The 13755-nt window shown below is 63.1% G+C and carries 11 protein-coding genes and 2 riboswitches; of the genes, 5 read left to right on the top strand and 6 right to left on the bottom strand.

Annotation, left to right across the window (positions count from 1 at the left end; genetic code table 11):
• Positions 1 to 235 precede the first annotated feature (235 nt).
• Entirely contained in the window at positions 236 to 1321 is a 1086-nt protein-coding gene (locus ACOZJV_RS29325; protein ID WP_421549063.1) for an ABC transporter substrate-binding protein, read from the top strand.
• 7 nt (positions 1322 to 1328) lie between these two features.
• Here the strand turns inward: ACOZJV_RS29325 and ACOZJV_RS29320 are convergent, their stop codons facing one another.
• Complete coding sequence (locus ACOZJV_RS29320; protein ID WP_201131503.1) at positions 1329 to 1547, bottom strand: DUF2970 domain-containing protein; 219 nt, start codon at positions 1545 to 1547, stop codon at positions 1329 to 1331.
• A 128-nt stretch (positions 1548 to 1675) separates the two neighbouring features.
• On the bottom strand, positions 1676 to 5386 hold the full coding sequence (metH, locus tag ACOZJV_RS29315; protein WP_421549062.1) for a methionine synthase: 3711 nt from the start codon (positions 5384 to 5386) through the stop codon (positions 1676 to 1678).
• 154 nt (positions 5387 to 5540) lie between these two features.
• Here metH and ACOZJV_RS29310 point away from each other — a divergent pair, with 154 nt between their 5' ends.
• The 3 genes from ACOZJV_RS29310 to nfuA all read left to right on the top strand — a co-directional run bounded on the left by ACOZJV_RS29310 (position 5541) and on the right by nfuA (position 9599).
• Complete coding sequence (locus tag ACOZJV_RS29310) at positions 5541 to 7835, top strand: fatty acid cis/trans isomerase (protein WP_421549061.1); 2295 nt, start codon at positions 5541 to 5543, stop codon at positions 7833 to 7835.
• 87 nt (positions 7836 to 7922) lie between these two features.
• Complete coding sequence (locus ACOZJV_RS29305; RefSeq protein WP_078468749.1) at positions 7923 to 8957, top strand: acyltransferase family protein; 1035 nt, start codon at positions 7923 to 7925, stop codon at positions 8955 to 8957.
• Positions 8958 to 9014: 57 nt separating this feature from the next.
• A complete protein-coding gene (gene nfuA, locus ACOZJV_RS29300) occupies positions 9015 to 9599 on the top strand; it encodes a Fe-S biogenesis protein NfuA (RefSeq protein ID WP_078468750.1) in 585 nt (194 codons plus the stop codon).
• 181 nt (positions 9600 to 9780) lie between these two features.
• Here nfuA and cobM read toward each other — a convergent pair whose 3' ends face one another.
• The 4 genes from cobM to ACOZJV_RS29280 form a co-directional block, all read right to left on the bottom strand.
• Positions 9781 to 10527, bottom strand: a complete 747-nt coding sequence (gene cobM, locus ACOZJV_RS29295) for a precorrin-4 C(11)-methyltransferase (protein WP_421549060.1) — start codon at positions 10525 to 10527, stop codon at positions 9781 to 9783.
• Positions 10528 to 10608: 81 nt separating this feature from the next.
• Complete coding sequence (locus ACOZJV_RS29290) at positions 10609 to 11022, bottom strand: cobalamin biosynthesis protein (RefSeq protein WP_201131499.1); 414 nt, start codon at positions 11020 to 11022, stop codon at positions 10609 to 10611.
• Complete coding sequence (locus tag ACOZJV_RS29285; protein WP_078468753.1) at positions 11019 to 11720, bottom strand: CbtA family protein; 702 nt, start codon at positions 11718 to 11720, stop codon at positions 11019 to 11021. Before ACOZJV_RS29285 ends, ACOZJV_RS29290 begins: the two co-directional genes overlap by 4 nt.
• An 11-nt stretch (positions 11721 to 11731) precedes the next feature.
• The gene (locus tag ACOZJV_RS29280; RefSeq protein WP_020296891.1) at positions 11732 to 11920 is read right to left on the bottom strand and encodes a CbtB domain-containing protein; all 189 of its coding nucleotides are present in this window, start codon (positions 11918 to 11920) and stop codon (positions 11732 to 11734) included.
• Positions 11921 to 12017: 97 nt separating this feature from the next.
• Positions 12018 to 12244: riboswitch (cobalamin riboswitch) on the bottom strand.
• Between the two features lie 129 nt (positions 12245 to 12373).
• Positions 12374 to 12585: riboswitch (cobalamin riboswitch) on the top strand.
• Positions 12586 to 12681: 96 nt separating this feature from the next.
• On the opposite strand from ACOZJV_RS29280, the gene cobW reads away from it, so the two are divergent.
• Complete coding sequence (gene cobW, locus ACOZJV_RS29275) at positions 12682 to 13755, top strand: cobalamin biosynthesis protein CobW (RefSeq protein WP_020296890.1); 1074 nt, start codon at positions 12682 to 12684, stop codon at positions 13753 to 13755.

Genomic DNA, 13755 nt, shown 5'->3' with positions numbered 1-13755 from the left:
GAGGCGATGCTATGAGCAATCCGACCAAGGCAAGGAAAACCGACAGCAGTGTCGATGCTTGGGCCATTCTGTTCCTGATCATTCTGGTGGTGGGAACGGCGGTGTTCTGGGTCAGTCATCAATAGCTAACGGGCAGAAATAACCCGGATTGTCCGACAAAATCGACGATGTCACTGACAGTTGCCAGTATTTTGCCCGCTATAATGCGCGGCATTATCTTGGGGTTCGCGTGACGATGTTGAAGGTTTTGTGCAAGGGCTTGCTGCTGCTGAGTCTGCCGTTCTGGGCAGTGGCTCACGCCACTTCAGTGCTTTTTCTCAATCCGGGCACTTCCACGGAAACGTTCTGGGTCAATTATTCGCAATTCATGCAGGCCGCGGCCAAGGACCTCGGCCTGGATTTGCGTGTGCGTTATTCCGAGCGCAACCCCGGCAACACCCTCAGCCAGGCCCGTGAGGCGCTGCAGGGCGACCAACGGCCGGACTACCTGATCCTGGTCAACGAGCAATATGTCGCGCCGGAGATCCTGCGCCTGTCCCAGGGCAGCGGGGTCAAGCTGTTTATCGTCAACAGCGTGCTCACCCCCGACCAGTTGCGTTTGCTCAACGAGCGCAATGACCAGCGCTCGGAGTGGATCGGCAGCCTGGTGGCCGACGATGAAAAGGCCGGCTATCAGACGCTCAAGGAACTGATCCGCCAGCATGGCCCGGTTGCGCCGGGGCAAACCGTTGATCTGCTGGCGTTCTCCGGGATGAAAATCACCCCGGCCTCGCAATTGCGCGAGCAGGGCCTGCATCGGGCACTGGCTGAACACCCCGAGGTGCGCCTGCGCCAACTGGTGTACGGCGAATGGACCCGGCAGCGGGCCTATGAGCAGGCCCAGCAGCTGCTCAAGCGCTACCCGCACACGGCGTTGATCTGGTCGGCAAACGATGAAATGGCGCTGGGTGCCATGGCCGCCGCGCAAGAACTCAAGCACCAGCCGGGCAAGGATGTGTTGTTCAGTGCGGTCAACAGTTCGCCCCAGGCCTTGCAGGCGCTATTGGACGGACGCTTGAGCGCCTTGAGTGCCGGGCATTTCACCCTGGGAGGCTGGGCCCTGGTGTTGCTGCACGATTATGAGCAGGGAGTGGACATGACCCGGCACGGTGGACCGTCCTGGCAGGTAGGGTTGTTTCAATTGATCGACAAGCCCCTGGCCAGGCGCCTGCTTGCCGTGCAGGCGACCCAGGACTACGGCATCAACTTCCGGGCGCTCTCGGCCAAGGGCAAACCGGACAGCTATCGCTACCCTTTCGACCTGCAAATGTTGATGCGCTGACGCGCTTTCAGATCCCCGCCAGGTGCAGCACCAGCTTGACGATGCCGAACAGGGTCAAGGCAAATACCGCAGTGAACAGGATGCCCATCGCCACGAAGTGGCTGGGCTTGCCGTGGGTAAAATCCCGGGCGCGGTTCTTGCCGCTCTGCACGCCGAACGCCGCCGCTACCACGCTGTGCAGCATCTGCCAGAAGGTCGGCGGCTTGCCATTGATTGGGTCGTCCATAAATCCCTCGACACAGGTGTGTGTGCAAAGAGCATAGACAATCTGGCCAAGGGCGAGCCGGCTATCCCCGGGCCAATCTCGCCCGGTGATAGCCGGCGCTCACCCCATGAGCGGCCGGAGGGCGGCTATCAGTTGTCGTAACCCAGGTTGGGTGCCAGCCAGCGCTCGGTCACGGCCAGGTCCTGGCCTTTGCGCGCGGTGTAGCTCTGCACCTGGTCCTTGTCGACCTTGCCCACGGCGAAATACTGCGCCTGCGGGTGGGCGAAGTACCAGCCGCTGACCGCCGCGGCCGGGAACATGGCGTAGTGCTCGGTGAGGAACACGCCGCTGCGGCCGGCATGCATTTCGTGGGCCTCTGGGTCGAGCAGCTGGAACAACTGGGCTTTTTCGGTGTGATCCGGGCACGCCGGGTAACCCGGGGCAGGGCGGATGCCGCTGTACTGTTCCTTGATCAGCGCTTCGTTATCCAGCTGTTCGTCCTTGGCGTAGCCCCAGTGTTCTTTACGCACCTGCTGGTGCAGCCACTCGGCGCAGGCTTCGGCCAGGCGGTCGGCCAGGGCCTTGACCATGATCGAGTTGTAGTCGTCGCCGGCATCCTGGTAAGCCTTGGCCACTTCTTCGGCGCCGATACCGGCGGTGGTGATGAAACCCCCGATGTAGTCGGTCACGCCGCTGTCCTTGGGCGCCACGAAGTCGGCCAGGGAGAAGTTCGGCTTGCCGTCGGTCTTGATGATCTGCTGGCGCAAGTGATGCAGGCGCGCCAGGGGCTGGCCGTCATCGCCGTAGACTTCCAGGTCATCGTCCTGCACCTGGTTGGTCGGCCAGAAGCCGAACACCGCACGGGCGCTGATGAGTTTTTCGTCGATCAGCTTCTTGAGCATTTCCTGGGCGTCGGCGTACAGCGCGGTGGCTGCCTCACCGACCACTTCATCGGTCAGGATGCGCGGGAACTTGCCGGCCAGGTCCCAGGAGATAAAGAACGGGGTCCAGTCGATGTACTCGGCCAGTACCTTGAGGTCGATGTTGTCCAGTACCTTGGCGCCGGTGAACGTCGGTTTGACCGGCTGGTAGCTGCTCCAGTCGAACTGCGGCTTCTTGGCGATGGCCGCCGGGTAGCTCAGGCGTTCGGTGCGGGCGCTGCGGTTGGCGGTGCGCTCGCGCACTTCCACGTATTCTTCCCGGGTCTTCTGCACGAAGCCGGCCTTGAGCTCTTTGGACAGCAGTTGAGTGGCCACGCCCACCGCGCGCGAGGCGTCGGTGACGTAGACCACTGCGTCGTTGCTGTACTTGGGTTCGATCTTCACCGCGGTGTGGGCCTTGGAGGTGGTGGCGCCACCGATCATCAGCGGCAGGTGGAAGTCCTGGCGCTGCATTTCACGGGCGACGTGTACCATTTCGTCCAGGGACGGGGTGATCAGGCCGGAGAGGCCGATGATGTCGCACTTCTGCTCCTTGGCCACCTGCAGGATCTTCTCCGCCGGCACCATCACCCCCAGGTCGACGATGTCATAGCCGTTGCAACCCAGGACCACGCCGACGATGTTCTTGCCGATGTCGTGCACGTCGCCCTTGACCGTGGCCATGAGGATCTTGCCCTTGGCTTCCGGCTTGTCGCCTTTTTCCAGCTCGATGAAGGGAATCAGGTGGGCCACCGCCTGTTTCATCACCCGCGCCGATTTCACCACCTGGGGCAGGAACATTTTGCCGGCGCCGAACAGGTCGCCGACGATGTTCATGCCGGACATCAGCGGGCCTTCGATCACTTCGATCGGGCGGCTGAAGGACAGGCGCGACTCTTCGGTGTCTTCGACGATGTGGGTGGTGATGCCCTTGACCAGGGCGTGCTCGAGGCGCTTGTTGACCTCCCAGCCGCGCCATTCCTCGGTCTCGGCTTCCTTGACGCTGCCGTCGCCCTTGTACTTGTCGGCGATCGCCAGCAGGGCGTCGGTGCCGTTAGGCGTGCGGTTGAGCACCACGTCTTCCACGGCGTCGCGCAGCTCGGCCGGGATCTGGTCGTAGATCTCCAGCTGGCCGGCGTTGACGATACCCATGGTCAGGCCGTTGCGGATCGCATACAGCAGGAACACCGAGTGAATTGCCTCGCGCACCGGGTTGTTGCCGCGGAACGAGAACGACACGTTGGACACGCCACCCGAGGTCAGCGCATACGGCAGCTCGTCGCGGATATAGGCGCAGGCGTTGATGAAGTCCACGGCGTAGTTGTTGTGTTCTTCGATGCCGGTGGCCACGGCGAAGATGTTCGGGTCGAAGATGATGTCTTCCGGGGGGAAGCCCACGTCATTCACCAGGATGTCGTAGGAGCGCTTGCAGATTTCCTTCTTGCGCGCCTCGGTGTCGGCCTGGCCGGCTTCGTCGAAGGCCATCACCACCACGGCGGCGCCGTAGCGTTTGCACAGCTTGGCGTGGTGAATGAACTGCTCGACGCCTTCTTTCATGCTGATGGAGTTGACGATGCCCTTGCCCTGGATGCACTTCAGGCCGGCCTCGATCACTTCCCACTTCGAGGAGTCGATCATGATCGGCACCCGCGAGATGTCCGGTTCGCCGGCAATCAGGTTGAGGAAGGTGACCATCGCCTTCTTCGAGTCCAGCATCCCTTCGTCCATGTTGATGTCGATCACCTGGGCGCCGGCTTCGACCTGTTGCAGGGCGACCTCCAGGGCTTCGGTGTAGTTGTCTTCACGGATCAGGCGGGCGAATTTGGCGGAGCCGGTGATGTTGGTGCGCTCGCCGACGTTGACGAACAACGAGCTGCGATCGATGGTGAACGGCTCCAGGCCCGACAGGCGGCAGGCTTTGGGAATGTCCGGGATCGCCCGCGGCGCGTAGCCGGCCACGGCCTTGGCGATGGCTTCGATGTGGCCCGGGGTGGTGCCGCAGCAGCCGCCGACGATGTTGAGGAAGCCGCTTTGGGCGAATTCCTCGATGACCTTGGCGGTTTCTTCCGGCAGTTCGTCGTATTCGCCGAATTCGTTGGGCAGGCCGGCGTTGGGGTGCGCCGAAACATGGGTGTTGGCCTTGTTCGACAGCTCTTCCAGGTACGGGCGCAGTTCGCTGGCACCGAGGGCGCAGTTGAGGCCGACCGAGATCGGCTTGGCGTGGGCCACGGAGTTCCAGAAGGCTTCGGTGGTCTGGCCGGACAGCGTGCGGCCGGAGGCGTCGGTGATGGTGCCGGAGATCATGATCGGCAACTCGAAGCCCAACTCGTCGAACACCCCTTGCACGGCGAAGATCGCCGCCTTGGCGTTGAGGGTGTCGAAGATGGTTTCGATCAGGATCAGGTCGGCGCCGCCTTCGATCAGGCCCCGGGTGGCTTCGGTGTAGTTTTCCACCAGCTCATCGAAGGTCACGTTGCGGTAGCCGGGGTTGTTGACGTCCGGCGACAGCGAGCAGGTGCGGCTGGTCGGCCCGATCACGCCGGCGACGAAACGGGGCTTGTCCGGGGTTTCCAGGGTCTTGGCGTCGGCCACCTTGCGCGCCAGGCGTGCACCTTCGACGTTCAGCTCGTAGGCCAGGCCCTGCATGCCGTAATCGGCCAGGGACACCTGGGTGGCGTTGAAGGTGTTGGTTTCCAGGATGTCGGCGCCGGCGTCGAGGTAGGCCTTCTCGATGGAGCCGATCACGTCCGGGCGCGTCAGCACCAGCAGGTCGTTGTTGCCCTTGACGTCGCTTGGCCAGTCGGCGAAGCGCTTGCCACGGTAGTCCTGCTCCTCGAGCTTGTAGCTCTGGATCATGGTGCCCATGCCGCCATCGAGAATCAGGATGCGCTCTTTGAGAGCTTGCTGGAGGGCTTGAAGGCGAGCACTGCGATCGGACATGGGGACTACCTGGTAAGGCCATTGCGAAGGGCGGCGATCATAGCAAACCTGTGCGCTATTGGAGCATGTGCTGCTTTTGCATGAATATCGCTCATGTTGATATCAGCCTGACCTCGGTAGAATTGCGCGGTTTTCTACGCCCAGGACCAGAGACATGCCGTATCGCGTCAGTATCAGCGCGTTTTTATTACTGCTGATAAGCAGCACCACGCAGGCAGAGACTCCGGTTCCGGCGCTCTCTTACACCCGCGACATCCAGCCGATTTTCACCGAGAAGTGCGTGGCCTGCCATGCCTGCTATGACTCCGCCTGTCAGCTCAACCTGGGCAGTGCCGAGGGCGCAGCCCGGGGCGCGTCGAAGATCCCGGTCTACGACGGCGAGCGGCGCCAGGCCCAGGCGCCGACCCGGCTGTTCTACGACGCGTTCGGCAAGGCCGCCTGGCAGCGCAAGGACTTCTATTCGGTGCTCGACGCCCAGGGCAGCCAGGCGGCGCTGATGGCGCGCATGCTGGAGCTGGGGCACAACACCCCATTGCAACCCAATGCCAAGCTGCCGGAGGACATCGTCCTGGGCCTGAACCGGGAAAACATGTGCCCGCAGCCCGGCGAATTCGACGCCTATGCCGGTGCCCATCCCAAAGAAGGCATGCCGCTGGCGGTGACCGGCCTTACCGATCAGCAGTACCAGACCCTGCAGCGCTGGTTGGCGTCCGGAGCGCCGATCGACCAGCAGGGCCTGGCCCCCAGCGCCCGCGAAGCGATGCAGGTGCTGCAATGGGAAGGCTTGTTCAACGCCCCCGGCGCCCGGGAAAGCCTGGTGGCACGCTGGTTGTTCGAGCACTTGTTCCTGGCCCATATCTACTTCGAGGACGGTGAGCCGGGGCATTTCTTCCAGTGGGTGCGTTCGCGTACGCCCAGCGGCCAGCCCATCGACCTGATCAACACTCGGCGCCCCAACGATGACCCGGGGACCCAGGTCTATTACCGCCTGTGGCCGGTGCAGGGGGTGATCGTGCACAAGACCCACATTACCTACCCGCTGAGCGCGGCGAAGATGGCCCGGGTCAAGAGTCTGTTCTACAGCGGGGATTGGCAGGTCACGGCCTTGCCCGGTTACGGACCGACGCGCCGGGCCAACCCGTTCGAGACCTTCGAGGCGATCCCGGCCAAGGCCCGCTACCAGTTCATGCTGGATAACGCGGAGTACTTCGTACGCACCTTTATCCGCGGCCCGGTGTGCCGGGGACAGATCGCCACCGATGTGATCCGCGACAATTTCTGGGCGTTGTTCCAGGCGCCGGAACATGACCTGTACATCACCGATCCGGCGTACCGGGGTCAGGCCACGCCGCTGCTGGCGATGCCCGGGCAGAACGACGATGTCGGCAGTGTGCTGAGCCTGTGGCTGGCTTACCGCGACAAGCGCAATGACTACGAGGCCCTGCGCCGCGACTCCTATGCCGATTCGCCAGCGCCGAGCTGGTCGAGCCTGTGGGCCGGCAACGACAACGCCTTGCTGAGTATTTTCCGCCACTTCGACAGCGCCTCGGTGACCAAGGGCCTGATCGGCGAGGTGCCGCAGACGATGTGGCTGTTCGACTACCCCTTGCTGGAGCGCACGTACTACCAGTTGGCGGTGAATTTCGACGTGTTCGGCAACGTCTCGCACCAGGCCCAGACCCGGCTGTACTTCGATTTGATCCGCAACGGCGCGGAGCAGAACTTCCTGCGCCTGATGCCTGCCGGCACCCGCGAGGATTTCCTCGACGACTGGTACCAGAGCAGCGGCAAATTCAAGATGTGGCTGGATTACGAGTCCATCGACGACGACAAGCGCAGCGCCTTGAAGCTCGACGAAAAAGACCCGAAACGCGATTTTGCCAAGCAATTGCTGGCGCGTTATGGCGACCTCAATGCTCGGCCGGACCCAATCAACCGCTGTGATAGCGCCTATTGTTCCCGGCCCGGCATCGACCCGCAGTTGCAGGATGCCGAACAGGCCCTGAGCCGCCTGACCTCGCGTCCGGCCGCCGGGCTCAAGGTCATCGATCAGTTGCCCGAGGCCAGCATGCTGCGCATCCAGACCCGGAGCGGGCAGCGGGTGTTCTACAGCCTGTTGCGCAACCGGGCCCACAGCAATGTGGCGTTCATGCTGGGTGAGCAGCTGCGTTATCAGCCGGGGCTGGACACCTTGACCCTCTATCCGGGCGTGCTCAGCAGCTACCCGAACTTCATCTTCAATATCCCCGCCGATCAGGTGCCGGAGTTCGTCACCGCGATGGAGAACGCCAAGGACGCCCATCGCTTCGAGAAGATTGTCGAGCGCTGGGGGATCCGCCGCAGCCATCCGCAGTTTTGGCAGTATTTCCATGACCAGACCCGCTTTCTTGAAGAAACCGACCCGGTGGAAGCGGGTGTGCTGGATATGAATCGCTACGAGAATCTTTGATCGACCTTTGCTCGCTGCCTGCGGTCCCAAGCTTTAGGCGCCTGAGTGGTTCAGGCGCTGTCGGGGCTGGCTGGGGAGGGCACGAGGATGTTGATTTCGGTACAGGCGCTGCGGGCGCTGGCCGCCTGGACGGTGGTCTGCCACCACTTCATGCAGATCTTTTTCGACTTCCACGCCAGCAGCGCCCTGGGTCAATTGTTTATCGACAAGGGCGCGGTGGGGGTCGATATCTTCTTTGTCATCAGCGGGCTGGTGATCTTCCTGTCGACTGAAAACAAGGACCTGCCTCCCGGGCGTTTCCTGATGTACCGGCTGTTTCGGATTGTCCCGGCCTATTGGCTGTACACGCTGCTGATGGGCCTGCTGGTGGTGTTTGCGCGGCCGGCGTTTGCCGATCAGAGCGTCGACTGGTGGCACTTGCTGCTGTCGCTGCTGTTTATCCCGACCCAGAACCCGGGTGGGTATGGCATCTACCCGACCCTGAACGTGGGCTGGACCCTGAACTACGAAATGCTGTTTTACCTGCTGTTCGCCTGGACATTGCTGTTCCGCCTGCACCTGCGGTTGCTGATCGTCGCGGCGCTGCTGTTTGCCGTGAGCCAGGCCTGGACCGGGTTTGGCTGGGTCAGCGATTTTTATCGCTCGGACATCGTCTATGAGTTTTTGCTGGGGATCGGCCTGGGCATGCTCTATCGCCGAGGCTGGATCAAGCCCGGGCTGTGGCTGCCGCTGCTGCTGATCGGCGGCGCGCTGCTGGCGATCTACCAGCTGCCACCGCAGCCGCGGGTGCTGGCCTGGGGCTTGCCGAGTGCCCTGATCGTGGCGTCGAGCATGGCGCTGGAGCGTTATTTCCAGCACAACCGCCTGCTCAAGGTGCTGGGAGACAGCTCGTACTCGGTGTACCTGATGCATGTGCTGGTGCTGTCCCTGGGGGGCTATGTGGCACAACGCTATGGCCTGAACCCCTACGCGGTATTTGCCGGGTGCGTGCTGATCATCGGCCTGGCCGCCTGGGGCAGCTACGAATGGGTGGAGAAGCGCAGCTATCAGTGGCTCAAACGCTGGGCCGACGCCCCGGCCGCTGCCCGCCCGGCCTTGGCGTTAACCCGACAAAAACCCTAGGACTTTGTACGGCGCGCCGATTGGCGTAAACTCCGCCCACGCCTGCGAGGAATTTCCATGACCGCTATTACCATTACCGACGCCGCCCACGATTACCTGGCTGATCTGCTCTCCAAGCAGAACACCCCGGGTATCGGGATCCGCGTCTTTATCACCCAGCCAGGAACTCAGTACGCCGAGACCTGCATCGCCTATTGCAAGCCGGGCGAAGAAAAACCCGAAGACAAGGCCATTGGCCTGAAGAGCTTCACCGCTTATATCGATTCGTTCAGCGAAGCCTTTCTCGATGATGCGGTGGTCGACTACGCCACCGACCGCATGGGTGGCCAACTGACCATCAAGGCGCCCAATGCCAAGGTGCCAATGGTCAACGCCGATAGCCCGGTCAACGAGCGCATCAACTACTACCTGCAAACCGAGATCAACCCGGGGTTGGCCAGCCACGGCGGCCAGGTCAGCCTGATCGACGTGGTTGAAGACGGCATCGCCGTGCTGCAATTCGGCGGCGGCTGCCAGGGCTGCGGCCAGGCCGACGTGACCCTGAGGGAAGGCATCGAGCGCACGTTGCTTGAGCGTATCCCTGAGCTCAAGGGGGTCCGCGACGTGACCGACCACACGCAGAAAGAAAACGCCTACTACTAAGTAAGGCGTTCACTGCACCCAAAAAAACGGCGCCCCGTGAGCGCCGTTTTTTTATGGGCCAGAAAAGGCGCCGTCAACCCCGGGCAAATGACTCTGCTGTACGGGTGGGGAGCAGGTTTGTGGCGAGGGAGCTTGCTCCCGCTCGGCCGCAAAGCGGCTGCCCCCCGTATCTCCGCGCGCCCTACGGGCGATATAAATGCGCATGCCCCGCGCGATACAGCGACGACTCACTGAAATGATCCGTCGCCAGCACCCGGCCCACCAGAATCAACGCCGTGCGGCGAAAACCCTTGGCCGCCACTTTCTGCTCGATGTCGTTCAGGGTGCCCAGCACCCAGTCCTGATCCGGCCAGGTGGCGCGATGGACCACGGCAATCGGGCAATCGGCGCCGTAGTGGGGCAGCAGTTCGGCGACGATTTTCTGCAGGTGGTTGACCCCCAGGTGAATCGCCATGGTCGCGCCATGCTGGGCCAGGCTGGAGAACTCCTCGCCAGGGGGCATCGCGGTCTTGTCGGCGTAGCGGGTCAGGATCACGCTTTGCGACACATCCGGCAGGGTCAGCTCCGCCCCGAGCAACGCGGCGCAAGCGGCGGTGGCGGTGACCCCGGGGACGATTTCAAAGGGGATCTGCAATTGGCGCAGGTGGCGGATCTGCTCGCCGATGGCGCCATACAGGCTGGGGTCGCCGGAATGCACCCGGGCCACGTCCTGGCCCTTGGCGTGGGCGTTCTTGATCAGTTCGATGATCTGTTCCAGGTGCAACTCGGCGCTGTTGACCAGCAGTTCGGCGCTATGCCCCGCCAGCACCGCCTCCGGCACCAGGGAGCCGGCGTAGATAATCACCGGGCAGCGATGGATCAGCCGCTGGCCCTTGACGGTGATCAGCTCCGGGTCGCCGGGGCCGGCGCCGATAAAAAAGACGGTCATGGCTGTTTCCTGTGAAAAAAGGGTCAAGGCAAGCCTGTAGATGAAGATTGCTCATGATCAACGCGGGGGATTATCGGGGTTTTAGCCGCAGCAGGCCATGGCCAGGGTCGCCTGGGCGTACTTTTGGCGGCGGATCAGCAGTTTCGCCGGGCTCTGCGCCAGGCGTTCGGCCAGCGCCAGGGCGGCGCTTTCGGCCACGCCATAGCAGCCGGTGCGTTCGTAGGCGATTTCCGAGCGGTGGCTCAGTTGCAGCGCATAGGGCGTGAGCTGCGAGCTGCTGAAGCAGGTCAGGGGCAGGGCCAGTTGCTCGGCCAGTTGCAGCAGGCCGGGTTCTTCGCGTTTCAGGTCGATACTGGCCAGGCCCCGGACTTGATCCAGCCCGAAGCCATGGGTCTCCAGGACCTGGTCGAGCAATGCGCGCAGCGTGTCCACCGGGCAGCCGCGCTGGCAACCCAGGCCGACCACCAGGGCCGGCGCTGCGTGCCGTTCACTCATGCCGCGTAGTGACCTGCGCTTTTACGCCGGAACAACCAGGCGCTGATCAGGCCCAGGGCCAGCCAGAACGCGGCATTGGTCAGTTGCGAGGCGATTTTGAACTGCGCTTCCAGGGCCTCCGGAGCCAGCATCGAATGCACTTCCGGCTGTGGCGCGCCAATGATGTGCGGCACGGCAATGATGGCGACACCCAGCACCTTCAACAGCCAGTGCTGGGCAAACACGATCAGCGCGATACCGACGGCGGTCGAGGCCGCGGTGCCGACCCACCAGATCTGCCGTTGCGCCAGGTCCGCAGCGGCGGTGCCCGGCAGCTCGGGCGGCAGGCCCATGGTCGGTGCCAGGCAGAAGGTGGCGTAACCGGCCAGGCCCCACAGCAGCCCCTGGGACGTGCGATTCGGCGCGCGCAGGGTGTACAGGCCGGCGAGCATCAGGGCGAAGCCGACGGCCACCACCAGGTTACCGCCAGTGGTCGACAGCACGCGCTGCCAGCCATCTTCCGGTTCCCAGGCTTCGGCATCGTGGGTGTGGCCGGCCATGGCGCCTTCGGCGTGTTCATGGACTTCAGTGGCCGGGGCCTTTTCGTAGGTTTCGGCCTGCAAAATCAGCGGGGCGACCCAGAAGCTTTGCAGCAGGGTCAGCAACAGGGCGGCCAGCAGCCCGGTGAAACCTGCGGTTTGCGCAATACGCTTGATCATGTCAGCAGGTCTCAATGGCACGGGAAGGCGGAGCTGTGACGGGTATCGTGGGCAGCGTTGTGCACTGCTTCGATATGGGAGAACCCGGCGAAATACACCAGGCACGCGCCGAGGATCGAGGCACCGATGGCGGCGACCAGGCGTTGGCTCAGGGTGGAGGTGCTGCTGGCGGATTGACTGGTGCTGCTGATGATCGACATGGCGCATCCCTCTGGTTATCAGCGGGTGGATCGAACGCAGCAAAACCCCGCGCGACGGGCGCACAGGGAATTAACAGCGCCCGCCCACCGCGGGTTTGTTATGTGTCTATTGCGGGCCGGTCTCCGGGCTCGCGAGGGGCGGGGCTTGCGCCTGGCCTGCAAGAATCGCCTTCCCATGCCGGATGACCGGCGCAGTGGATCTGATTCTTCGCTCGCTTACCGTTGCGGGGGCAGCACCGGACTGGTCAAGGCCTTGAGTAAGGCACGTGACGCACCGGTTTCCCGTTTCACCCTGTGAAGGGCACCCGTAACAAGGTGTGTAGGAGAGCATGGGCGGGGGAGGGCCGTCAATTGCCACTCTTTCGCAATGGCGCCGGGACCGGGCAATGAATTTTCCCCGCGCCGGCACCGAGGCTGGCCGACAATGCGCATTGACCGGCCCCTGCGCTCTGCGTAGCCTTGCGCACTCGAGGTTCTTCGGCGCAGTCGGCCGAAGCTAAGAAGGGAACGCGGTCCAAGCCGCGGCTGCCCCCGCAACTGTAAAGGGTCATGGTTGATGCACAGCCACTGCACGCGCTTCAAGGCGTTGGCGGGAAGGCGCGTCAATCGTCGGTTACCACCGGCACACCCTCAGCCAGGAGACCTGCCTCGTGACGAATTCTCACTACAACCGGGCGGGGTGATCCGGTGGCGAACTCTTCCGCGCAGCCATTGCCGCGGTTTTCGTCCCGTATGCCCGCCACCTTGCCAAAGGGCATCCGATGAAAACACTGGCCAAACTTCCCGTCACCATCGTCACCGGCTTCCTTGGCTCGGGCAAAACCACCTTGCTGCGGCACATGCTCGACAACGCCCAGGGTCGCCGGATCGCGGTGATCGTCAACGAATTTGGCGAACTGGGCATCGACGGTGAAATCCTCAAGCAATGCTCCATCGGCTGCACTGAAGAAGAAGCCAGCGGCCGGGTCTACGAGCTGGCCAACGGCTGCCTGTGCTGCACCGTGCAGGAAGAATTCTTCCCGGTGATGCGCGAATTGGTAGCCCGGCGCGGCGACCTTGACCACATCCTGATCGAAACCTCGGGCCTGGCTCTGCCAAAACCCCTGGTCCAGGCCTTCCAGTGGCCGGAAATCCGCAGCGCCTGCACCGTCGACGCGGTGATCACCGTGGTCGACAGCCCGGCCGTGGCCGCCGGCACCTTCGCCGCCTTCCCGGACCAGGTCGATGCCCAGCGCAAGCTTGACCCCAACCTGGACCACGAATCGCCGCTGCACGAGCTGTTCGCCGACCAACTGGCCAGCGCCGACCTGGTGATTCTCAACAAGGCTGACCTGATCAGCGCCGAAGACCTGGCAAAAGTACGCCTGGAAGTGGCTGAAGAACTGCCACCAGCGGTCAAGGTCATCGAAGCCAGCAGCGGTCGCCTGCCGCTGGACGTGTTGCTGGGCTTGGGTGCCGGCTCCGAAGAACACATCGACAGCCGTCACAGCCACCACGACCATCACCATGACGGCGACGATGCCGATCATGACGACCACGATCACGACGCTTTCGATTCGATCTCCATCGAACTGCCGCAAGCCGAGGAAAGCCTGCTGCTCGATGCCCTGACCCAACTGGTGGTCAAGCACGGGATCCTGCGGGTCAAGGGGTTTGCCGCCATCCCCAACAAGCCGATGCGCTTGCTGATCCAGGGCGTGGGCACCCGTTTCGACAAGCACTTCGACCGCCAGTGGGGCGCCGACGAGGCCCGGACCACGCGCCTGGTGCTGATCGGCCAGGAGCTGGACGCCGAGCAACTCGAAGCGCAACTGCGCGCCGCCCTCAGCGTTTAA

Source organism: Pseudomonas sp. QD4, from assembly GCF_049199125.1.
Lineage (GTDB): Bacteria > Pseudomonadota > Gammaproteobacteria > Pseudomonadales > Pseudomonadaceae > Aquipseudomonas.
Note: the sequence above shows the minus strand (reverse complement) of the source record. Positions and strands in the feature narration are given on the sequence as shown.

Excerpts from the sequence above, each read along its gene's own strand:
- ACOZJV_RS29305 (WP_078468749.1), top strand. The coding sequence starts at position 7,923 with ATGTTGATTTCGGTACAGGCGCTGCGGGCGCTGGCCGCCTGGACGGTG.
- ACOZJV_RS29325 (WP_421549063.1), top strand. The coding sequence starts at position 236 with ATGTTGAAGGTTTTGTGCAAGGGCTTGCTGCTGCTGAGTCTGCCGTTC.
- ACOZJV_RS29290 (WP_201131499.1), bottom strand. The coding sequence starts at position 11,022 with ATGAGTGAACGGCACGCAGCGCCGGCCCTGGTGGTCGGCCTGGGTTGC.
- ACOZJV_RS29310 (WP_421549061.1), top strand. The coding sequence starts at position 5,541 with ATGCCGTATCGCGTCAGTATCAGCGCGTTTTTATTACTGCTGATAAGC.
- cobM (WP_421549060.1), bottom strand. The coding sequence starts at position 10,527 with ATGACCGTCTTTTTTATCGGCGCCGGCCCCGGCGACCCGGAGCTGATC.
- ACOZJV_RS29285 (WP_078468753.1), bottom strand. The coding sequence starts at position 11,720 with ATGATCAAGCGTATTGCGCAAACCGCAGGTTTCACCGGGCTGCTGGCC.
- cobW (WP_020296890.1), top strand. The coding sequence starts at position 12,682 with ATGAAAACACTGGCCAAACTTCCCGTCACCATCGTCACCGGCTTCCTT.
- ACOZJV_RS29280 (WP_020296891.1), bottom strand. The coding sequence starts at position 11,920 with ATGTCGATCATCAGCAGCACCAGTCAATCCGCCAGCAGCACCTCCACC.
- nfuA (WP_078468750.1), top strand. The coding sequence starts at position 9,015 with ATGACCGCTATTACCATTACCGACGCCGCCCACGATTACCTGGCTGAT.
- metH (WP_421549062.1), bottom strand. The coding sequence starts at position 5,386 with ATGTCCGATCGCAGTGCTCGCCTTCAAGCCCTCCAGCAAGCTCTCAAA.
- ACOZJV_RS29320 (WP_201131503.1), bottom strand. The coding sequence starts at position 1,547 with ATGGACGACCCAATCAATGGCAAGCCGCCGACCTTCTGGCAGATGCTG.